Genomic DNA, 20209 nt, shown 5'->3' on the forward strand with positions numbered 1-20209 from the left:
ACCACGCCGGCCGCCCTCAGGCCCCCCGCTCCCGGTGCCGCCACCGCACCGGGTCGACGGCCACCGCCGCACCCGGGGCGGCGGGCGCGGTCAGCGCCGGGGTGCGGTACTCCGCGCAGGTGAGCACCAGCATCTCGTCGTCCCCCGGCTGGAACTCGTACGCCACCCGCTCCACCCGGCTCCCGATGCCGACGCCCGCCAGCCGCTCCAGCAGCCGCTCCAGCCCCGGGTACCGCTCCCCGGTGTCGTACACCATGACCGGGAAGAGCCGGACCTCCCGCCGGGCCACCCGGGCGAGTTCCAGCAGCGCGGCCCGGACGAGCTGCTCGCCCAGCCGGTTGCCGTACGAGAAGACCAGGTGCGAGCTGAGCACCAGGTCGAAGGAGTCGTCCGCGAAGGGGAGTTCGGGCAGCGCCCCGGTGACGTAGCGGTCCGGGCGGGCGGCGATGTCGGCCCGGAACAGCCGGGCGTTGGCGGTCCACTGCCGGATCATGTCGTCCGCGTCGGCGTACCAGGACCGGGAGTAGCCCGCCGTCTCCTTCACCAGCCGGTCCCGCTTGTAGCCGGTCTCCCGTTCGACCAGCAGGCCCAACTCCTCACGGTGCAACGCGTATTCGCGGTCAACGGCGACGGCGTCGATCCCCCGTCGCCCGGCTTCCGCGACGAAGCTCGCCGCGCCGGCCGGGCAGTCCAGGACGCGCCCGGCGAGGTCGCGGTCGGTGAGCGCGAACATCGCCCGGTACTCCGCGAAGGAGCGGGCACTGACCAGCACGGTTCAGCCCCTTCCGACGAACGGCATGGTGCTCGGCAGCACCACCAGGGACTGGATGGTGGTGTCCGGCGGCTGCGAGGCCATCAGCAGCAGCGCCTCGGTGAAGCGCTCGACCGGGATGGTCGCCTCCACCGCCATGGTGCCGTCGGCCTGCATCGCGGCCGGCTGCGGCCCGCCGTCCGGCGGGGCGACGTTGCCGACGTCGATCTGCCCGCAGGAGATGCCGTACGGGCGGCCGTCCAGGGCGAGCACCTTGGTGAGGCCGAGGACGGCGTGCTTGGCGGCGGTGTAGGCCAGGGAGTTGGGGCGGGGCACATGGGCCGAGGGCGCGCCGTTGTTGATGATCCGGCCGCCCTGCGGGGTCTGGGCGCTCATCAGCCGGAAGGCCTCCCGGGCGCACAGGAAGCTGCCGGTCACGATGGTGTCCAGGACGCGGTTCCAGTCCTGGAAGGGCGTCTCGGTGATCGGCCGGCGCGGGGCGGCGGCGCCCGCGTTGTTGAACAGCAGGTCGAGCCGGCCGTAGCGGTCGCGGACGGCGTCGAACAGTCGGGCGACCTCCTCCGGGCTGCGGATGTCGGTGGGCACCGCCAGCACCCGTTCCGGGGCGACGGCCGCGAGCGCGGCGGTCTCCTCCAGCGCGTCCTTGCGGCGCCCGGCGAGCACCACCGTCCAGCCGGCGCCGAGCAGGGCGAGCGAGGAGGCCCGGCCGATGCCGCTGCCGCCGCCGGTCACCAGGGCCACCCGGGGGTTCACGGCGTCCATGTCTCCCCCTCGTTGAGCCAGATCCGCAGCATCCGCCGGGCGTACCGGCCGGGTTCGTCCACGTACGCCGAACGCCCGTGCAGCACACGGCTGTTGCGGATGATCAGCAGGTCTCCGGCGGCCATCGGCAGGCCGAAGGCGATCTCCGGCCGGTAGAGCACCTCGTCCAGCACGCCGAGCGCCTCCCACTGTCGATCCGTCAGTTCCGGTCCGCCGCGGTCGGGCGAGGAGCGGACCGTACGGGTCTGGTAGTAGCAGCCGATCGTGCCGTCCTTCCGGGGGTACAGGATCGGGGTGACGATCAGCTGCGGGCCGGCCCGGCCGGTGCGGTCGAAGGTCCAGTCCTCGCCGAGGGTGGCCAGGGCGTCCGGCCGTTCCCGCCCGATCAGGTCGTGGACGTGCCGGGCGCTCGCCAGCTTGGTCAATCCGCCGCCACGGTAGGAGGGTTGGAGGCAGAGCAGGATGAGCAGGTCGCAGGTGTCGCAGTGGAAGCCGAGTTCGGTGTTGCCGTCGCCGTCCTGGTCGCGCAGTACCGAGGTGAGGTCGCCGCGGCCGTTCTGCGGGACGATCCGGCCGTAGTCCCGGAGCAGGAAGGCGAGCGCCTCGGTGATCTCCGGCTCGGGCCGTGCCGGGTCGACCAGGTTGGCGACATGGGTGAGCCCGACCGAGTCGACGCTCTCCCGGACGAAGGCCCGCAGCCGCTCGCGCGCCGGCGCAGCGGCGCCCCAGCGGCCGGCCCGGGCGTCGGCCCAGAGCAGCTCCCGCTCGTCGTCGCCCAGCGGCAGCGACCACATCTGCCGCCGGGCCTCCAACTCCAGGCTGCTCCAGCCGATCTCGGTCACGGTGTGCTCGTTCACTACGCCTCCTCCGGCCGGGCCCCGGCCGCGACGGCCTTGGACCAGAGCGCCAGTGCCTCGTCGGTCTGCGCGGCCGTGACGACCAGCGCGGGGATCATCCGGACCACGTTGAGGTGGATCCCGCAGAGCAGGAGCAGCAGTCCGAGGTCGGCGGCGGCCCGCTGGACGCGCAGGGCGGCCGCCGGGTCGGGTGAGCCGTCCGGTCGGCAGAACTCGCTGGCCGCCATCAGTCCGAGGCCCCGGACGTCGCCGATGCCGGGCGCCCCGGCGGCGACCGCCCGCAGGCCGTCCAGCAGCCGGACGCCCTGCTCGGCGGCGTTCTCCACCAGCCGTTCCTCGCGCAGCACGTCCAGGGTGGCCAGCGCGGCGGCGCAGGCCAGCGGGTTCCCGCCGTAGGTGCCGCCCTGGGAGCCGGGCCAGGCGCGCCGCATCAGGTCGGTCGGCGCGGCGAGGGCGGACAGCGGCAGGCCGCTGGCCAGTCCCTTGGCGGTGATCAGGACGTCGGGCCGGAAGCCCTCCTCGTCCGGGCGGGCCGGCTCGTACTGGTGGGCCCAGAACCGGCCCGTGCGGCCGAAGCCGCTCTGCACCTCGTCCACCACCAGCAGGAAGCCGTGCCGGTCGGCGCGCTCCCGCAGTCCGGCGAGGAACCCGGCCGGGGCGGGGACGTAGCCGCCCTCGCCGAGCACCGGTTCGACGAACAGGGCCGCCGTCTCGGCGGGCGCGGAGACAGTGGCCAGCACCTCGTCCAGCCCGCGCAGGGCGTGTGCCACCGCCTCCTCCTCGGACAGGCCGAGCCGGAAGGCGGCCGGGAACGGCGCCACCGCGACCCCGGGCACCAGCGGGCCGATGCCCGCCCGGTAGCGGATCCCGGCGGTGCTGAGCGCGGCCGCGCCCATGGTCCGGCCGTGGAAGGCGCCCTCGAAGACGATCACGTTCTGCCGCCCGGTGGCGTGCCGGGCCAGCCGCAGCGCCGCCTCCACGGCCTCGGTGCCGGCGGTGGCGTAGCACACCGAGTCCAGACCGGGCGGCAGCACCTCGCCCAACCGTTCGGTGAGGGTGAGTAGTTGGTCGTGCAGCACGGTGGTGTACTGGCCGTGCAGCAGCCGGCCGGCCTGTTCGCGGACGGCCTCGACCACCCTGGGGTGGCAGTGGCCGGTGCTGGTCACCCCCACTCCGGAGGTGAAGTCGAGGTAGCGGCGGCCGTCAGCGTCGTAGAGGTGGAGGCCTTCGCCGCGTACGGCGACGACGGGGGTGGCCTGCTTCAGCACGGGGGAGAGCTGGGACAACGGAGTCTGCCTTCTCTCGGAGCCTGTCGGGTCGGAGCCTGTCGGATCGGAGCCTGTCGGAGGTGAGCTGTCGGGTCGGGTCTCACGCCGGGTCGGACCGGTCAGCGGGGCGGGTCGGGCCAGCGGGCGGGTCGGGTCAGCGGGGCGGCAGGTGACCGGCCTCCGCCGCCCAGGTCTGCGCGGCCGACCACCACTGCCGGCTCGGCGCGGTGAAGCGCACGCCCAGCCGGTCCAGCACCGAGGTGGTGTACGCGCTGTCCACCCGGACGTTGCGCTCCTCCTGCTGGGCCCAGGCGGCGGCCAGCCGGGCCGCCGTCGGGTGCTGCCGCTCGGCCCGGGCGAGGGCGGCGGTGAAGGTCTCGTCGTCGGTGAGCCGGACGGGCCGGCCGTGCGCGGAGAGCCAGCCGACGAGTTCGTCGTGCGGCGTCTCGTACGGGGTCTCGACGTGGTAGGCGCCGGGCACCGCGTACGGGTCGAGGGCGATCGCGGCGATCCCGGCGGCCACCGTGTCCACGTGCGAGAACGCGAAGGCGGTGCCCGGCCGGCTGGGGGCGGCGCCGGCCAGCAGGTAGCCGCGGACGAGCTGGTAGATCCGGTTGTCGCCGAGGTTGGCCTGGAAGGCGCCGGTCCGGCTGTGCGCGGCGATGTGGCCGCTGCGGTGGAGGTAGGCGGCGTGCCCGGTGGCCGCCCAGGCCCGGACGGCCTGCTCGGCCCGGTACTTGCTGCGCTCGTACGGGGTGCGGAAGTGCTGGCCGATCCACAGGTCGGCCTCGCTGAACCGGCGCGGCGGGCCGTCCACCCCGCCGGACACGGCCAGCGTGGAGACGTGGTGCAGCCGGGCCTGCGGGGTGTGCTCGTCGACCCAGCCGAGCAGCCGGCGCACCGCCGTGTGGTTGGCGCGCTCCAGGTCGTCGGGTGAGGCGACCAGCCGGACGTCCGCGGCCGCGTGCACCACGATCCGGGCGTCCCGGGCCCGTTCCAGCCCGGCCGGGGAGAGGCCGAGGCCGTCCCGGTCGATGTCCCCGGCGACGACGTGGGCCCGCTCGCCGGCCAGCCGCCGTACGGCCGCGGCGTCGTCGGCGGCCCGCACCAGGCAGGTGACCACCGCGCCGCGCCGCCGGAAGGCGTCCAGCAGGTGCCGTCCGAGGTAGCCGGTGGCGCCGGTGAGCAGCACCCGGGCGGGTTCGCGGACGGCGGCCCGGGCGGTGGGTGCGACCCGGGCGTGCAGCAGCTGCCCGGAGGTGGACAGCGGCGAGCGGACGGGCTTGTCCGCGGTGGGCCCGGCGAGGGCCCTGGCGAAGCGGTCGAGGATCCGCCGGGCGGCCGGGTGGGCCACCGTGGGCCACCCGTACACCAGGTCGGCGACGAGGCGTTGCTCCACGATCCGTGCGGTGAGCCGCAGCCGGTACAGCGGATCGCCGCCGGCGCAGCGGGCCGCACCGGCCTGTTCGTCGGCGATGGTCCAGTCGAGCGCGGGTTCCTCGGGCAGCCGGAAGGTGCCGAGGAAGTTGAAGCCGACGTCCGGACGCGCCCCGGGCGCGTCCATCGGCCGGACGGGCGTCTCGCGCAGCCGTCGTGCCGTCTCCGCCGGGCCGGCCCCGGCCGAGGGGTCCAGTTCGACGTGCTTGACGGCGGTGAACCAGCCGACGGTGTCCAGGTGTTCGCCCGGGTCGCCGACGGTGTCCCGGCCGTGGGTCTCGACCTCCACCGCGAGCCGGGGCTCGCCGCGCCGGGGGCCGACGGCGCCGGCGAAGGCGTCCAGCAGGACGGCCTCCAGCCCGGCTCCGCCGCCGTGTCGGGCGACCAGTCGGGCGGTGGCGGCGGCGTCCAACGCCCAGCTGAGCGCGGCCGGTTGGGTGGGCGGGCCGGGATCGGCGGCGGGTGACACCGGAGCCGCCGGAGGGGCGGCCGCCGCCCACTGGTAGAAGTCGGGCGTGGGCGGCAGCTCGACCGGTCGCCGGTCGGACGCCCCTTCGTCGGACACCGCGCCGTCGGGCACAACCCGGCCGGGCACAACTCGGTCGGACACCGCGCCGTCGAGCACCGCGCGGTAGGCCTGGGCGAGGTCGTCCAGCAGGATCCGCCAGGACAGCCCGTCGACCACCAGGTGGTGGGCGATCAGCGCGAGCCGCTGGTCGGTGCCGGGCGGGCCGGTGAACAGGTGGGCGCGCAGCAGCCGGCCGGCCGCCGGGTCGAGGCTCCGGTGGAGTCCGGTGCAGACCCCGGCGACGGTGTCGGCGATCGCACTGGTGGCGCGGGGGATGTGGGAGTGGGAGAGCGGGTCGAGGTCCGTGACGGCGAGTGGTTCGCCGGGGCCGTCCGGGCGGACGGGTCGGCGCAGCGCCGGGTGGCGTTCCAGGACGGCCGCGAGGGCCGCCGAGAGCGCGGCCGGGTCGACGGCGGTGCGGCAGCGCAGCAGGACGGACTGGTTCCAGTGCCGCAGGTCGTCGACCGACCGCTGCTGGTACAACCAGCGCTGGGCAGGGGCGAGTTGACCGCCTCCGCGCTGCTGCGGCGCCGGACCGGCGGCGCCGACGGGCACGGCCGCCGACGCCAGTCCGGCGGCCGTCGGGTGCCGGTAGAAGTCCTCGTAGGCGACCCTCAGCCCGGAGCGCCGCAACAGGGCGATGGTGCGCATGGCGAGGATGGAGTCCCCGCCGAGGCCGATCACGTCCGTCCGCGGTCCGACGCCGGGCAGTCCGAGCGCGCCGGCCCAGAACCGGGCGATCTCCGCGGCCAGGCCGTCCCCGGCCGTCCCCGCCGGCTCGGCGCGGGCCTCGACGAGCCGGTCCACCAGCTCGGCCAGCCGGGCCCGGTCCAGCTTGCCGTTCGGCCCGAACGGGAAGTCGGGCAGCACCAGGATCGGCTGCGGCACGGAGTAGCCGGGCAGCCGGTCGCGTAGGTGGTCGACCAGCCCCGCCATCTCGACGGCCGGGTCCAACAGCCTTACTGTGCCGATCAGTTGGCTCCCGAACGCGGTCTCCCGCAGCAGCGCCGCGGAGCCGGCCACGCCCGGGTACCCGTCCATCGCCCGCTCGACCTCGGCGAGGTCGACCCGGTACCCCCGGACCTTCACCTGGCGGTCCGCCCGGCCGAGGAACACCAGGTGCCCGTCGGCCCGTCGGCGGCACAGGTCGCCGGTGCGGTACATCCGCCGGCCGTCCCGCCGGACGAAGCCGCGGGCGGTCTCCTCGGGCCGCCCGAAGTACCCGGCGCTGACGCCCCGCCCGCCGATCAGCAGCTCCCCGGCCGTACCGTCGGCCACCGCCCGCCCGGCGCCGTCGACCAGGGTGAGCAGCACCTCACCGATGCCGTCGCCGATCGGTACGGTCGGTTCCCCGTCGGGCAGTTGGCGGGCGGTGGTGGCCAGGAAGCAGGTCGCGCCGACGGTCGTCTCGGTCGGTCCGTAGTGGTTGACCAGCCGCTCGGTGACACCGTCGTCGAGCAGGGCGGCGGCGAGCGGACGCGGCAGGGCCTCGCCGCCGAGCAGCAGGGTGCGCAGCGGCGGGGTGCCGGCGGGGCGGCCCTCCAGCAGGGCGGTCAGGTGCGAGGGGGTGGTCTTGAGGGTGTCGACCCCGGCCCGGCGCAGGGTGGTCCAGAAGGCCGCCGGGTCCCGCACCTCGTGGTCGGGGACGACGTGCACGGAGCCGCCGGTGGCCAGGGCGAGCAGCCAGGCGGTGTGGCCGAGGTCAGCGGCGAGCGTGGTGACGTGCGCGAGGGTGGGGGCATCGGCCTCGGTGAGTCCGAGCCGGTCGGCCAGCGCGTGCGCGTAGTGGACGGCGTTGGCATGGGTGACGGCGACCGCCTTGGGCTCGCCGCTGGATCCGGAGGTGAAGGACAGGTACGCCGGGTCCTCCCCGGTGGGCTCGCCGCCCAGCCAGGCCGGTCCGGCCGGGGGAAGGCCCGGATCGCCCGGACCGCCGGGACCGCCGGGACCGCCGGGACCGCCGGGACCGCCCGGAACGTCTGAGACGCCCAGCCCGCCCAGGACGTCCACCACCTCCACCCCGCCCCGGACCGGCCCGCCCGGCCTGCCCGGCCTGCCCGGTCCGCCCGGTCCGCCCGGTCCGCCCGGCCCACTCTCGGTGGCGAGCACCCGCCCCACCCCGACGGCCGCCAGCCGCCGGGCCAGGTCGGCCGCCGTCCAGTCCGGGTCGGTCAGCACGGCGGCCGCGCCGGAGCGCAGCACCCCGTGCAGCAGCACCAGCATCCGGGCGTCCCGGGGCCCGAGCAGGGCGACCCGGTCGCCGCGCCCGGTGCCGTCGGCGGCCAGTCGGGCGGCGATCCGCCCGGCGGCGGCGTCCAGGGTGCGGTGGTCGAGGGTGCGCAGGCCGTCGCTGACCGCGGGCCGGTCGGGGTGGGTGCGCGCGAGGTAGGACAGCAGCGCGCTGAGCGAGCCGGTGGCGGGGGTGGACCGGACGTGCTGCGTCGCGGAGGTCACGCCGGCTCGTCCCCCGTCCGGGCCCTCCGGGCCGATTCGGCCAGGACCGCCGATGGGGCGAGGACGGCCGGGTCGCCCGCCAAGTACCCGTCCAGTCCGGTGTGTTCGGACAGCCGGCCGGCCAGCTCCCAGGCCAGCATGCGGTGCAGGCCGTCGACGTGGATCAGTCCGCGCCGGACGGCCAGGCCCGCGTAGTCGCGGTGGTCGACCGGCGCGGTGGCGAGGTAGAGCGTGCTGAAGGGCGCCCGGCGGAGCAGCCGCAGCTTCGCCGCGCAGAGCGGGTTGGCCGCCGCCCAGTCGGCGCCGCCGGAGCGGACGCGTTCGGCCGCGCCGGCGACGGTCAGCCCGGTGCGCGGGACGAGTTCGCGCGCACCGCCCTCGCTGAGGTGCCAGGGCAGGACGACGCCGAGGACATCGGCCCGGGTGAGCCGGATCCGCCACCAGCCGCCGGGGATCACGGCGGCGCGTTCGAGGTTCTCCTCGCCGTACAGGTTGGTGTTCGCCTCGTGGGCCCGCTCCACCGGATGGTCCCGCAGGTAGGCGTCGTGCACCTCGGAGTAGGCGACGGCGGTGACGATCTCCACGGCAGTGCTCCTCAGACGGTTCAGACGGTTCCGGTGTACTCGGTGAAGTGGTGTTCCGCGAACAGGTCGGGCCACTGGCCGTCGGCCAGGTCCAGTTCGCGGGCCCGGGCGAGCATCCGCCGCCAGTGCGGCTTCACCGGGCGCCAGCGCGCTCCGACCTGGCAGTAGGAGGCGTCGATGAAGTAGCGGGGCCGGCCGGGCCCCTCGGGCGCCGGTCTGCGGGTGTGGAACAGTGCCGAGTTGAGCAGCACGGTGGTGCCGGGCGCCAGCCGGTCGAGGACCACCTCGCCGGGCAGTTCGCCGGTGCCGTGGTGGGCGTAGGCGCTCTTGTCGGCGGCGGTGCGGTGCGAGCCGGGCAGGACGGCCAGGCTGCCGACCGTGTCGTCCAGGCCGCCGAGGTAGTGCAGCGCGTGGACCATCAGCAGCGAGGGGTCGGCGCCGTCGTTCGGCTCGTAGTCGTGGTGCCAGGGCTTGCCGGGGATGTCGGGGGCCTGGCGGTCGCTGTGCAGGTGGTGGAAGACGAAGTTCGGGCCGATCAGGCCGGTCAGCGCCCGCAGCAGCGGCGGGTGGGTGAGCAGTTCGCCGTGGGCGGGGAGCTCCAGTTCCAGCACCGGGGGCGGCCCGTACCGGTCGGGGTCGGTGCAGGCGGCGATCGAGCGGGCCCGCAGGCCCTCGTCCACCCAGCGGTCCACCTCGGGGGCGAGGCGTTCGCGCAGTGCTTCGGGGAGCAGTCCGGGCAGGACCAGGTAGCCGGACTCCAGGAACTGACGGCGGTACTCGGTGTCGAGGGCCTCACGCCCGGTGGAGAACAACGTCACCGTACCGACCCCCTCCTTCCGTTCGACGGGACGCACAGCGGGTGCGTCGGGCAAGGGCACAACGGGACGCGGTACGGGCAAGGGGGCACACGGGTCCGTCCAGACTTCGGGTGGCGGCGGTGTCGCCCGTCGTCGCCACAGACAGCTGGGATCGCGGTCACCACGAAGAGGCACGCGATGACCACGCAAGGTGATTCCGCCCCAGGAGTATGAACCGGTCTTCGCGTCCACGACAAGAGCAATGCCAACCCGTGGACACCTTCCCGCCACCGTGCCGTTCAGCTCCGGCCACCAGTTGATTCCCTCCCCACCGGAAACTCCGGCCCTCCCCCGCCCCGATGATTCGCCGTCGGAACAGCGGATGCGGCAGAGTTGCGCCATGAGCGTTGACGCCCGGAGTCTCCAGCACAGCCCCGGACCGGCCAGGCGGCGGCCGGTCCAGCAGCGCAGCCAGGAGCGGTACGGCCGCATCCTGGACGCCTGCGCCGGGCTGCTGGACGAGGTCGGGGCGACCGCGCTCACCACCAAGGAGGTCGCCCAGCGCGCCCAGGTGCCGATCGGCACCCTGTACCAGTTCTTCGCCGGCAAGGAGGACCTGCTGGCCGCCCTCGCCACCCGCAACCTCGACCACTACCTCCAGCGCCTGGACGCCCGGCTGGCCAGGTCGGTGAACCCGGTCGGCCCGGCCGGGTTCACCGACCTGGCCGTGGAGGAGTTCGTCGCGATGAAGCGCGCGGTGCCCGGCTTCGGACAGGTGGACTTCGGGCTGTCCGGCACGGCGGTCCCGGCCGGGGTGCGGGACGAGACCCACCTGCTGGACGCGAGCGTGGACAACAACACCGCCGTCGCCCTGCGGCTGCAGGCCCTCGGCGGCGAGTTGTTCGAGGCGGGCGACCCGGCGGCCACCACGCTCGCCCTGCGGGTCGCCCTGGAGGCGGCCGACGCGGTGCTCAAACTGGCGTTCCGGGGGGACCCTCAGGGCGATCCGGCCCTGATCGCCGAGTGCAAGCGGCTGGTGCGCGGTTACCTCGTGCAACGACTGCCCGCCCGCTGACGCCCGGCCCACCGGCCCCGCGCATCCCGTCCGTCCGAGCCGTTGCGAGGCCGTCGCCCGCGCAGCACAGTGGATAGCGGAAACGGCCGCACGACCCGAGGAGCAGACCATGCACGCAGCGGTAGGTGACCAGCTCCACATCCACAGCAGCCGGGTGGGTATGACGGACCAGACCGGCGAGATCATCGAGGTGCGCGGCACCAACGGCGAACCGCCGTACGTGGTCCGCTTCGACGACGGCCACGAGGGCCTGATCTACCCCGGCCCCGACTGCAACATCGAATCCCGCCTGGCGGAACGCTGACCCACCTCCCCACCACCCCGCGCCGCGCCCGGGCGAGGTGGTGAGGAGCGGTGTCCGCACCGACGACCCCCCTGCCCGGGGCGCTCTCCGGGCTCGCGCCACTGCTGGACCACTACGGGTACCTGGCGGTGGCGCTGCTCGTGCTGCTGGACAACTGCGGCATCCCGGTGCCGGGGCAGACCATCCTGGTGCTCGCCTCGGTGTACGCGGGCACCGGGCACCTGGACCTCGCCGCCGTCCTGCTGATCGCGGTGGCCGCCGCCACCGTCGGCAACAGCCTGGGCTACCTGATCGGCCACACCGGCGGGCGCGCCTTCGTCCACCGCTGGGGCCGGTACGTGCTGCTCACCCCGGCCCGGATGGAACGCGCGGACGGCTTCTTCGCCCGGCACGGCGGCAAGGTCGTCGCGGTCGCCCGCTTCGTGGACGGGCTGCGCCAGTACAACGGCATCATCGCCGGGACCACCGAGATGCCCTGGCGCCGCTTCTCCGTCTTCAACCTGCTCGGCGCCGTGCTGTGGACGGCCGTCTGGGGCACCTTCGGGTACGTCGCCGGGGCCAACATCGGGACGGTGTACCGGACGGCGATCCGCTACCAGCTCTGGTTCGCGATCGGGCTCGGCGTGCTGGTCGCGGTGTTCCTGCTGCGGCAGGTACTGCGCTACCGGCGCCGGCGCCGCGAGGACGCCGGCACCTCCGGCGACGGCGCCGCCGGGGAGGACGGCGCCTCCGGGGGTGACGCCTCCGAGGGTGACGCCGCCGGGGACGACTCGGCCGACGACGGCTCGGCGCGCGGCTAGTCCAGCGGGAACACCTCGAAGGGCACCGCGAAGCGCGTCCCCAACCGGGTGCCCGCGCCCCGGCCGAAGCCCTCCAGGAACTCCCGGGGCTCCGCCATCGCCCCACCCAGCCCGGCGAGGTACGCCCTGTGCTCCGCCAGCGAGGCGACGCCCAGGTCGAAGGTGTCGGTGGTGTCCACCGCGTGCCGGGCCTCGGGCGAGGCGGCCGCCCAGATCTGCCGGACCCCGTTCCAGGGCTCGTGGCCCTCGTCCAGCAGTTCGCGGAACACCCAGCGGTTCCCGGCGTCGCGCACGCCGTCCAGGGTGGCCCGGCCGACCGCGATGTGGTCGGCCTGGTTGAGGAGCACCCCGCCGTAGGTGTCCCGGAAGTTGCTGGTGATCACGATGTCCGGGCGGTGCCGGCGGACCACCCGGGCGATGTCGCGGCGCAGCGGCAGGCCGTACTCGACCACGCCGTCCGGGTGGCCGAGGAACTCGACGGTCTCCACCCCGACGACGCGGGCGGAGGCGAGCTGCTCGGCCTCGCGCAGCGGTCCGCACTGCTCGGGGGCGAGCGAGTCGATGCCGGCCTCGCCGCTGGTGACCATCACGTAGATCACCTTCTTGCCCTGGGCCGTCCAGCGGGCGACGGCGGCGGCGCCGCCGTACTCCATGTCGTCGGGGTGGGCGACGATCGCCACCGCGGTCTGCCAGTCCTCGTCGACGGGCTCGAAGGGCTCGGGGGCCTGCTCGGTCATACTGCTGTTCCCTCTCACGCGGCTCACCTGGCTCATGGTCATACGGTCGCACCGCAGGAGACTCTAGAAGGCGGAGGTCCCGAGGCCTCGTCAGACACCCATCCCACCACCGGGCTTGACTTGCCCCTGACGCACGCGTCAGGGGTTAGCGTCCGGGCATCCCGCGGCGGACCGGCCGCCGCACCCTCCCTCCCGCGAGGAGCCCCGTCATGCCCCTGCCCGGCACCGCCCGCGTCGTGCGACTGGCCACCCGTCCGCACGGACTGCCCACGCCCCGGGACTTCACCATCGCCGACGAGCCGCTGCCCGCGCCCGGACCCGGCCAGGTACTGGTCCGCAACAAGGCCTTCCTGGTCTTCCCCGGCCTGCGCACCCTGATCGGCGGCGAGGCCACCGGCGTGCCGCTCCCCGCCATCGACCCCGGCGACGCGCTGTTCGGCCCGGCCCTCGGCGAGGTGCTGGCCGCCCCGGACGGCGGGCCGCTGCGCCCGGGCGACCTGGTCACCCACCTCTCCGGCTGGCGGGAGGGGCTCGTCGCCGACGCGGCGCGGTTCACCCCCGTCCCGGCGGACTTCCCGGACCCGCTGGCCCTGGTCTCGGTCGGCTCGGCCGGCTACGGCGGACTGACCCGCACCGCCGCACTGCGCCCCGGAGACGTGGTGCTGGTGACCGGAGCGGCGGGCGCGGTCGGCACGGTGGCCGGACAGATCGCCCGGCTGCTCGGCGCCGCACGGGTGATCGGCACCACCCGCTCGCCCGCCAAGGCGAAGCGGCTCACCTCCGAACTCGGTTACGACGCCGCCCTGGTGCCCGGCGAACGCCCGCTCGCCGAGCAACTGGCCGAGGCCGCGCCCGAGGGCGTCGACGTGGTGCTGGACCTGGTCGGCGGCGACCAGCTGACCGCCGCCGTGGACGCGGCCCGGCGCGGCGCCCGGATCGCCGTGGTCGGTGCCCTGGCCGGCCAGCTCGACCCGGCGACACCGGGCAGCAGCGCGCCCGCCGTGATCGACGGCTTCCGGATCTGCGTCCTCGGCCTGACCCTGCGCGGCTTCACCGTCGCCGACCATCCGGGTCTGGACGCCGAATGGCACCGGCGCCTCGGCGACTGGCTTCGCACCGGCGAACTCACCGTCCCCCACACCTCCGTCGCGGGCATCGATCAGGCCCCGCACGCGTTGGTCCGGTTGTTCACCGGCGACACCTTCGGAGCGACCCTCGTGGAGCTCTGAGCACCGAGGAGGCGGGATGCGGATCGGCGACGCGGCAGCCGCGGCGGGCACCACCCCCAGGGCCCTGCGCTTCTACGAACAGCGCGGCCTGCTGCCGCCACCGGCCCGCACCCCCTCCGGGCAGCGCGAGTACGGCCCCGGGGAGGTCGCCAGGGTCCGGGCGATCCGCCGACTGCTGGCCGTCGGGCTGACGGTGGACGACCTGGTCAGCCGGGTGCACCGGTTCGACCTGCTGGACGCGGACCCGCCCCGGCGCTGCTCCGCCGAGCCCGGCTCGGAGACCTTCGCCCCCGTGGTGTCCGCCCGGCTCGCCGCCCTGGACGCCGAGATCGCCCGGCTCACCGCCCTGCGGAACGGACTCGCCCGACTCGCCGCGACGGGGGACGCGGGCGGGCCGGGCGAGCACTGATGGGCCGTCAGTTCGACCGTCAGCTCGTCTCGACGGCGAGCCGGGCGGCCGGCCGGGGCTGCGGCCAACTGATCCGGGTGGCGCAGAGGGAGACGACCGCGGCGGAGGCGGCGACGGCGGCCATGCCCCAGACCAGGCTGGTGCCGCCGGCGATGAAGCCGATCACGGCGGGCCCGGCCAGCAGGCCGGTGGTGCCCATGGCGGCGACCAGGGAGAGCGCGTCGGGGCCCTGGCGGGCGGCGGCGACGTAGACGCACGGGGTGACGGCGGCGACACCGAGGCCGACGCAGGCGAAGCCGAGCAGGGTCGGTACGACGCCGCCGGCCAGCAGGGCCAGGGCGAGGCCGAGTCCGGCCAGCAGGCTGCCGGTGCGGACGATCCGGCCGTCGCCGAGGCGGGTGCGCCAGCCGTCGGCAAAGATCCGGGCGCAGACCATCATCACGGAGACGACGGCGATGCCCAGCGGCGCGATCCCGGCGCCCGCGTGCACCACGTCCTTGAGGTAGAGCGCCGACCAGTCGTTCATCGCGCCCTCGGTGACGGTGCCGAAGACCATCGCCAGACCCATCCAGAGGGTGGCCGCGGCGGGCAGGACGAAGCGGCGCTTCCGCTCCTTCTCTGTGGCCGCCGCGGGCTCGGAGCCGTCGGCTGCCGTCGGCCCGTCGGCCAGCAGGCCCGGCCGGGCGGCCACCACCAGCAGCGCCAGCAGCGCGGCGGCCAGGCCGAAGTGGACGGCGAGGGTGCCGGTGAAGGCGTTCACGCCGGAGGCCAGCAGGGCGGCCAGCAGCGAGCCGGCGCTGAAGGTGGCGTGCAGCCTGGACATCGTGGTGCGCTCGAAGCGGGCCTCCAGCGCGGCGCCCTGGGCGTTCATCGCGACGTTCAGGCAGCCGACCGCGACGCCGTCGCAGAACAGCACCAGCAGGGTGACCGGATAGTTCGGCACCACCGACAGGGCGAGCAGGATCACGCCCAGGGCGAGCGCGGACAGCACCGAGAGCAGCCGGGAGCCGAGCCGCCGCATCAGCACCGTGACCAGCGGGAAGGACACCGCCGCGCCGATCCCGCAGGTCATCAGCAGCAGGCCGATCTGGGCCTCGCCCAGGTCGAGCCGGGCCTTGAGCGCGGGCACCCGGGAGACCCAGGTCGCGTACTGCAGTCCGAGGACGAAGAACAGTGCGCCGATGGCCAGTTGGGACCGGCGGAACTCGTCGCGTGCGGGGGAGGACATGTGCATCAGCCCACTTCGGCTCTGGGCGCGGATCCGAGGGTCGGGTCCGCGGGATTCGGGGCGCGGTCCAGCGGCTTCGCCATGTAGACCGCCTCGGCGCCGTAGCTCGCGGGCAGTCCGACCTCGGGCCGGGCCCGGTAGCCCAGCCGGGTCCACAGCACCTCGGAGCCGCGCACGGCGACCAGCGAGAGGGTGCGGTGACCGGCCGCCCGGCCGGCCGCCTCCAGGTGCCGGAGCAACCGTGGGGCCAGGCCCCGGCCGCGGGCCCGCTCGGCGATCACCAGGTCGTGGGCGTGCAGGTTGCTCTGCTCGCGCCGCAGGACCGCGCCGTCGGAGGCCCGGCTGAGGTCCGGGCAGCGGAACAGCGGGTACGGCAGGGCGAGCAGGTAGCCGGCGAAGCCGTCCGCGTCCTCCAGCACGAAGCAGGTCGACGGCGAGGCGCGGTGCCGGGAGCGCAGCGCCTCGCCCCCCTCGGACAGGCCGCTGGCGGCGTAGGCCCGCTCCTCGGCGGCGATCACCTCGGGCCAGTCGGTGTCGCGGAGCAGCCGGATCAGGGTGTCGGTCATGGGTGTCCGCCGTCCGGCACCGGGCCGCCGACGCAGGTGTACGGCAGCGGTGCGAAGCCGTTGAACCCCTGGGTGGCGTAGGCGGTCGCGTACGCGCCGCAGGAGTGGATCCACACCGGGTCGCCGGAGGCGACCGCGCGCGGGACCCGTACCGGGCCGCCGTCCTGGGCGTACGCGTCGTCGCTGTCGCAGGTCGGGCCGGCCACCACGGCGTTGACGAACTGGCCGCCGGGGTGGGTGGGGAACTCCAGCCGGTACTGCAGCTGGTCCATCTCGTAGAGGCCGTTGAACTTGCCGCAGCTCAGGTAGAGCCAGTCCTCGCGGGTGCCGTCGAGCCGGTGGCGGGAGGAGAGCCGGGCGACGTGGGCGCGGATCGCGCCGTGGTCGGCGACCAGGTGGCGACCGGGCTCCAGCAGGAAGTCCAACGGGGCGGCGTTGACGGCGCGCAGCCGTTCCATGCCCTCGCGGAGCACCGTGAACATCTTGTCCAGCGGCGGTTCGAGCGGCCGGCCGCGCCGGTCGAGCACCCCGAGGGCGGGCAGTCCGCCGCCCAGGTTGATCCGCTCCGGGGTGATGCCGCGCCAGTTGAGCGCCTCCAGGACGGCCGCCAGCGATTCGATCGCCGCGGCCCAGGCCTCGGCGGTCATCTGCTGGGAGCCGACGTGCACGGACAGGCCGGACGGCACCAGCCCGGCGGTGCGGGCGGCGCCGAGCACCCGCAGGGCGTCCTCGGGTGAGCAGCCGAACTTGTGGCTGAGGCCCCACAGGGCACCCTCGCCGGTGGTCGCGATGCGGCAGAACACCCGTGAGCCAGGGGCGTGTTCGGCGATCGCGGCGACGTCCTCCAGGCTGTCGGTGGCGAAGTCGCGCACGCCCAGCCGGTAGGCCTCGGCGATGTTGCGGTCGGACTTGATGGTGTTGCCGTAGTGGATCAGTTCGGGGGCCACCCCGGTGCGCAGCGCCTGGGCGATCTCCTGCGGGCTGGCCGCGTCGAAGCCGGAGCCGAGCCCGGCGAGGTGGCCGAGCACCTCGTCGACGGGGCAGGCCTTCATCGCGAACCGGACTGCCACACCGGGCAGTTCGGCGCACAGCGCGGCGTACTGGCGGCCGATGCCGGCCAGGTCGTAGACGACGGTGTCCTCGGTGGCGGCGGCGAGCGCGGCGCGCAGGGCGCCGTGGTCGTGCTGGTCGGGGCGGGGCACGCGGTCGGCGTGCACGGTGGCGGCCGCGGTCGGGGCGCGGTGGTTGGTCCTCTCGTGCTCGGGCCGCTCGCGCGCCTCGGCGGGGTGACGCGGCTCGGTGGTCGGACGTGGTTCAGTGCGTGTCACGTGTGAGCTCCCGGTGCGGCTGGCTACCACGGCAGCCGGTCGGCGGGCGTGGTCTTGCTCGCCCGCACCAGCGGGCCCCACGCGTCGATCAGCAGGGCGAAGTCCTCGATGTCCGCCTGCGCCTCGTCGAGCAGCCGTGCCCGTCGGGGCGCCAGGTGGTCGGCGAACTCGGCGTACCTGCCGCCGAGTCGCCGGTAGCAGCGGTCGAGTTCGGCGAGTCGCCGGTGGTTCTCGGCGCGGTCCGTCGTGGCGCTGCGGCGGGCGGAGTCGGCGATCGCCGCGGGGCGGACGTGGTGGTGCTCGTCGAGCAGGGCCTCGCCGGCCCGTTCCATCTCGGAGTAGACGGGGTGGAGGTAGAGCATGGAGAGCAGGAACTTGGCGTAGCGCTCCTGGTAGGCGGTGAAGCCGGAGCCGGTGCGCCGTTCCGGGGTGTAGTAGTTGACGATGTGCCGGTTGTGGGTCACCCCGGGCAGGGTGGCGTCGTGCACGAGGTGGTGCAGGAAGTAGTCGCTGCCGATGGTGTCGGTGGCGGGCGGCAGCGGAACGCGTTCGTAGACCTCGTGGTCGAGGGCGATGTTGCACATGTCGATCCGCCAGATGTCGGGCCGGTCGAGCACGGCGCGGTCGGCGGTGAAGGGTTCGGTGCCGCCGCCGGTGAAGGACTCGGCGACGAGTTCCCGCCGTTCCTCCTCGGTGGCTCCGGTGGGCGCCCAGAGCGCGACCAGGTCGTGGTAGGTCTGCGGGTCGAGGGCGCGGATCTCGCCGAGGTCGACGGAGAGTTCGCCGATGAAGGAGGCGCCGACCAGGGCGACCGGCTTGTCGGCGTGCGCCGGGTCGAGGGTGTGCTCGGTGACGGCGGCGGCCGCGTCGGCGGCCTTGAGGCCGATGGTGGCGAGTTCGTGGTCGATCGGGAACACCGGTGCGCCGTCGTGCCACTGGTAGCGGCTGTCGGAGTCGCGGCGGTGCACGGAGGCGCAGCCGAGGGCGGCGGCCAGCAGGAACGCCCGGTTGGTGCAGGCGCCGTAGGAGACGGCGTCGGGGAGCATCAGGTCGAGCAGCTTCTCGGGCTCCGGGAGTCCGGCGTTCTCCGTCCCGGCGTTCTCCGTTCCCGCGTTCTCCGTTCCCGCGTTCTCCGTCCCGGAGTTCTCCGCCCCGGCGCGCTCGAACACGGTGCGCTCGAACACGGCGCGCTCGATCACGGCGCTCAGGAAGGCGCGTTGGGCGTCCTCGTCCAGGTGGTGGGTGACCACGCCCTCGGCGGCCGGGAGTGCGGCGACGGCCGCGGCGTGCCGGGCGCGGGCCGCCGGGTCGGCGGAGTCGAGCACCAGATAGTGCACCCGGACGCCGAAGGCGCGGGCGGCGTGGGCGGCTTCGGTGCCGATCGCGGTGATGGTGTCCGCGCACTCGCGGTTGGTGGGCAGGGTCAGGCAGACGGCGCGCACGGACGCTCCCCTTCGGGCTGCTCGAAGGTGCGGCCGGTCCAGGACCGCAGGCCGAGCAGCTTCTCGCCGAGTTCGGTGAGTTCGGCCGGTCCGTAGCGCAGCGCCTCGGGCCGGTCGGCGTCTCCGACCAGGGTGCGGTTCCAGTCGGGGGTGGAGAGGGTGCGCCAGGACTCCACCCGGGAGCGGCGCAGCGGCTCGGCCTCCTCCAGGGCGGGCATCATGGCGAGGTACTGCACCGAGCGCACGCCGTCCGCGGAGGTGTTGGGCGCGACGCCGTGGGCGAGCAGGCCGTTCCAGATCAGCAGGTCGCCGGCCTTCAACTCGGGCCGCACGACCGGGAACTCGGCGCGGTCGATGTCCGGGCGGATCGGGTCGCGGTCGGCGGGCTGGGTGGCCTGCCACTCGTTATGGCGGCGGAACAGCTCCGGGTCGCACTGGAAGCCGCCGTGGTCGGGGGCGGTGTCGTTGAGCGCGATGATGCCCTGGACGCGCTGCGGGAGCATGGCCCGGGTGGTGTCGACGTCCCAGTGGAGTTCGATGTCGAAGCCCTGCTCGGTGGGTTCGATGAGGGCGCGGTCGCGGTTGCGCACGTTCGGCGGGTTGAGGTTGAGCCGGTCGAGGGTGACCCACAGTTCCTCGCAGTCCCAGACGTCCACGAAGGCGTCGTAGACGCGCTGCGACTGGCGGCTGTCCCAGATGAGTTGGTGGTGGTAGGCCTCGACGAAGCCGTAGATGTGCAGGTGCTGGTCGAGTTCGTCGCGGTGGTCGCGCTCGCGGTACCAGTCCTCGGGGCGGTCGGGCGACAGGCCCTGGAAGTCCCAGGCGAAGTCGAGCAGTCGGCGTGCGGCCTCGGCCGGGATCGCCTGCTCGACGACGACATAGCCGTAGGTCTGCCAGTGCGCGAAGTCCGCCTCGGAGAGCACCCGGAGCGGGTGCTTCTTGCGCAGTTCGCGCAGGGCGGTTCCGGCGAGGTAGCTCTCGGTGTCGGCGCTGAAGTAGGGGCGCTGCGAGGCGGCCCGGTACAGATATCCCTCGGGGTGTTCGTCAGGGCTCGGCATGGGCGGTCACTCCGTGGTTCGTGGTCGATGCAGCGCTTCCTCGGGCGCCCGGTGCGGGCGCGGCGAGCCGGTGGCCGGTCGTCGGCCGGAAGGGGAATTCGTGGCGCGGACCGATGGCCCGTCCGCATGCGCTCCTTCTCGCCCCGGCCCCCGAGCGGCGCACTACGCCACGTCAGGGGGCCAACTCACCCGCCCGGCACGGGCACTTACCCCACATCAGCCTTCGCCGGGCCGCGCTTCCCCATACGTTGGACTAGACCAACTAATGGTGTCAACCCTTTCCCGCAGGTAACCGATTGGGAAATCAGCGCAGTTCACAGCGCCTCTGGGTTCGCTTTATGTTTCGCAGACTGACATAAGGGCGGGTATGTTTCGGAAATTGACATAACCGCGAAGGGTGAACCGAACCGGCCCGCCGTACGTTGGGGTCTGTGGCACGCACCCGGCTGGCACCCATCCGACTGGCACGCGCCCGGACGGCACGCACCCGGCCGGCACGCACCCGGCCGGCACGCGCCCGGCCGGCACGCGCCC

At 74.5% G+C, this 20209-nt stretch carries 18 protein-coding genes; 5 read left to right on the plus strand and 13 right to left on the minus strand.

What is annotated here, in order from left to right; translation table 11 throughout:
- Positions 1–16 precede the first annotated feature (16 nt).
- The 7 genes from BG452_RS47205 to BG452_RS22945 all read right to left on the minus strand — a co-directional run bounded on the left by BG452_RS47205 (position 17) and on the right by BG452_RS22945 (position 9520).
- The gene (locus BG452_RS47205; protein ID WP_188306227.1) at positions 17–772 is read right to left on the minus strand and encodes a class I SAM-dependent methyltransferase; all 756 of its coding nucleotides are present in this window, start codon (positions 770–772) and stop codon (positions 17–19) included.
- A gap of 3 nt (positions 773–775) precedes the next feature.
- A complete protein-coding gene (locus tag BG452_RS22920; protein WP_188306228.1) occupies positions 776–1534 on the minus strand; it encodes an SDR family oxidoreductase in 759 nt (252 codons plus the stop codon).
- Positions 1522–2391, minus strand: a complete 870-nt coding sequence (locus BG452_RS22925; protein WP_317621182.1) for a TauD/TfdA family dioxygenase — start codon at positions 2389–2391, stop codon at positions 1522–1524. Before BG452_RS22925 ends, BG452_RS22920 begins: the two co-directional genes overlap by 13 nt.
- Positions 2391–3677, minus strand: coding sequence for an aspartate aminotransferase family protein (locus BG452_RS22930; protein ID WP_188306229.1), 1287 nt, complete (start codon positions 3675–3677; stop codon positions 2391–2393). Before BG452_RS22930 ends, BG452_RS22925 begins: the two co-directional genes overlap by 1 nt.
- Positions 3678–3813: 136 nt before the next feature.
- Positions 3814–8118 carry an AMP-binding protein gene (locus BG452_RS22935; protein WP_188306230.1) on the minus strand — a complete coding sequence of 1435 codons (4305 nt, stop codon included), beginning with the start codon at positions 8116–8118 and terminating at the stop codon, positions 3814–3816.
- A complete protein-coding gene (locus tag BG452_RS22940; RefSeq protein ID WP_188306231.1) occupies positions 8115–8702 on the minus strand; it encodes a DUF6309 family protein in 588 nt (195 codons plus the stop codon). Before BG452_RS22940 ends, BG452_RS22935 begins: the two co-directional genes overlap by 4 nt.
- A gap of 20 nt (positions 8703–8722) precedes the next feature.
- Positions 8723–9520 carry a phytanoyl-CoA dioxygenase family protein gene (locus tag BG452_RS22945; RefSeq protein ID WP_317621183.1) on the minus strand — a complete coding sequence of 266 codons (798 nt, stop codon included), beginning with the start codon at positions 9518–9520 and terminating at the stop codon, positions 8723–8725.
- A gap of 379 nt (positions 9521–9899) precedes the next feature.
- Here BG452_RS22945 and BG452_RS22950 point away from each other — a divergent pair, with 379 nt between their 5' ends.
- From BG452_RS22950 to BG452_RS22960, 3 genes are all read left to right on the plus strand, one after another.
- The gene (locus BG452_RS22950) at positions 9900–10574 is read left to right on the plus strand and encodes a TetR/AcrR family transcriptional regulator (protein ID WP_188306232.1); all 675 of its coding nucleotides are present in this window, start codon (positions 9900–9902) and stop codon (positions 10572–10574) included.
- A gap of 109 nt (positions 10575–10683) precedes the next feature.
- Positions 10684–10878: a DUF1918 domain-containing protein gene (locus tag BG452_RS22955; RefSeq protein WP_188306233.1), complete on the plus strand. Its 195-nt coding sequence runs from the start codon at positions 10684–10686 to the stop codon at positions 10876–10878.
- Positions 10879–10928: 50 nt separating this feature from the next.
- Entirely contained in the window at positions 10929–11678 is a 750-nt protein-coding gene (locus BG452_RS22960; protein WP_188306234.1) for a DedA family protein, read from the plus strand.
- On the opposite strand, the gene BG452_RS22965 is transcribed toward BG452_RS22960, so the two are convergent.
- Positions 11675–12415, minus strand: coding sequence for a PIG-L deacetylase family protein (locus tag BG452_RS22965; protein WP_188306235.1), 741 nt, complete (start codon positions 12413–12415; stop codon positions 11675–11677). The two genes, BG452_RS22960 and BG452_RS22965, sit on opposite strands and share 4 nt — an antisense overlap.
- 209 nt (positions 12416–12624) lie before the next feature.
- Here BG452_RS22965 and BG452_RS22970 point away from each other — a divergent pair, with 209 nt between their 5' ends.
- Both BG452_RS22970 and BG452_RS22975 read left to right on the plus strand, forming a co-directional pair.
- The gene (locus BG452_RS22970) at positions 12625–13644 is read left to right on the plus strand and encodes an MDR family NADP-dependent oxidoreductase (RefSeq protein WP_188306236.1); all 1020 of its coding nucleotides are present in this window, start codon (positions 12625–12627) and stop codon (positions 13642–13644) included.
- Between the two features lie 16 nt (positions 13645–13660).
- Positions 13661–14053, plus strand: a complete 393-nt coding sequence (locus BG452_RS22975) for a MerR family transcriptional regulator (RefSeq protein ID WP_188306237.1) — start codon at positions 13661–13663, stop codon at positions 14051–14053.
- 19 nt (positions 14054–14072) lie between these two features.
- On the opposite strand, the gene BG452_RS22980 is transcribed toward BG452_RS22975, so the two are convergent.
- The 5 genes from BG452_RS22980 to BG452_RS23000 form a co-directional block, all read right to left on the minus strand.
- On the minus strand, positions 14073–15287 hold the full coding sequence (locus tag BG452_RS22980) for an MFS transporter (protein WP_188306238.1): 1215 nt from the start codon (positions 15285–15287) through the stop codon (positions 14073–14075).
- The gene (locus BG452_RS22985; RefSeq protein ID WP_188306239.1) at positions 15287–15847 is read right to left on the minus strand and encodes a GNAT family N-acetyltransferase; all 561 of its coding nucleotides are present in this window, start codon (positions 15845–15847) and stop codon (positions 15287–15289) included. Before BG452_RS22985 ends, BG452_RS22980 begins: the two co-directional genes overlap by 1 nt.
- Positions 15844–17049: a type III PLP-dependent enzyme gene (locus tag BG452_RS22990; protein ID WP_188306247.1), complete on the minus strand. Its 1206-nt coding sequence runs from the start codon at positions 17047–17049 to the stop codon at positions 15844–15846. Before BG452_RS22990 ends, BG452_RS22985 begins: the two co-directional genes overlap by 4 nt.
- A gap of 149 nt (positions 17050–17198) precedes the next feature.
- Positions 17199–18617: a DUF6271 family protein gene (locus BG452_RS22995; protein ID WP_188306240.1), complete on the minus strand. Its 1419-nt coding sequence runs from the start codon at positions 18615–18617 to the stop codon at positions 17199–17201.
- The gene (locus tag BG452_RS23000) at positions 18599–19675 is read right to left on the minus strand and encodes a phytanoyl-CoA dioxygenase family protein (protein ID WP_188306241.1); all 1077 of its coding nucleotides are present in this window, start codon (positions 19673–19675) and stop codon (positions 18599–18601) included. Before BG452_RS23000 ends, BG452_RS22995 begins: the two co-directional genes overlap by 19 nt.
- Positions 19676–20209 lie beyond the last annotated feature (534 nt).

This window comes from Streptomyces sp. CBMA123, assembly GCF_014596465.1.
Taxonomy (GTDB): domain Bacteria; phylum Actinomycetota; class Actinomycetes; order Streptomycetales; family Streptomycetaceae; genus Kitasatospora.

What these genes read in the sequence shown, in the direction of transcription:
- BG452_RS22975 (WP_188306237.1), top strand. Translation starts at nt 13,661, where the DNA reads ATGCGGATCGGCGACGCGGCAGCCGCGGCGGGCACCACCCCCAGGGCC.
- BG452_RS22955 (WP_188306233.1), top strand. Translation starts at nt 10,684, where the DNA reads ATGCACGCAGCGGTAGGTGACCAGCTCCACATCCACAGCAGCCGGGTG.
- BG452_RS23000 (WP_188306241.1), bottom strand. Translation starts at nt 19,675, where the DNA reads ATGCCGAGCCCTGACGAACACCCCGAGGGATATCTGTACCGGGCCGCC.
- BG452_RS22985 (WP_188306239.1), bottom strand. Translation starts at nt 15,847, where the DNA reads ATGACCGACACCCTGATCCGGCTGCTCCGCGACACCGACTGGCCCGAG.
- BG452_RS22950 (WP_188306232.1), top strand. Translation starts at nt 9,900, where the DNA reads ATGAGCGTTGACGCCCGGAGTCTCCAGCACAGCCCCGGACCGGCCAGG.
- BG452_RS22965 (WP_188306235.1), bottom strand. Translation starts at nt 12,415, where the DNA reads ATGACCGAGCAGGCCCCCGAGCCCTTCGAGCCCGTCGACGAGGACTGG.
- BG452_RS22920 (WP_188306228.1), bottom strand. Translation starts at nt 1,534, where the DNA reads ATGGACGCCGTGAACCCCCGGGTGGCCCTGGTGACCGGCGGCGGCAGC.
- BG452_RS22970 (WP_188306236.1), top strand. Translation starts at nt 12,625, where the DNA reads ATGCCCCTGCCCGGCACCGCCCGCGTCGTGCGACTGGCCACCCGTCCG.
- BG452_RS22980 (WP_188306238.1), bottom strand. Translation starts at nt 15,287, where the DNA reads ATGCACATGTCCTCCCCCGCACGCGACGAGTTCCGCCGGTCCCAACTG.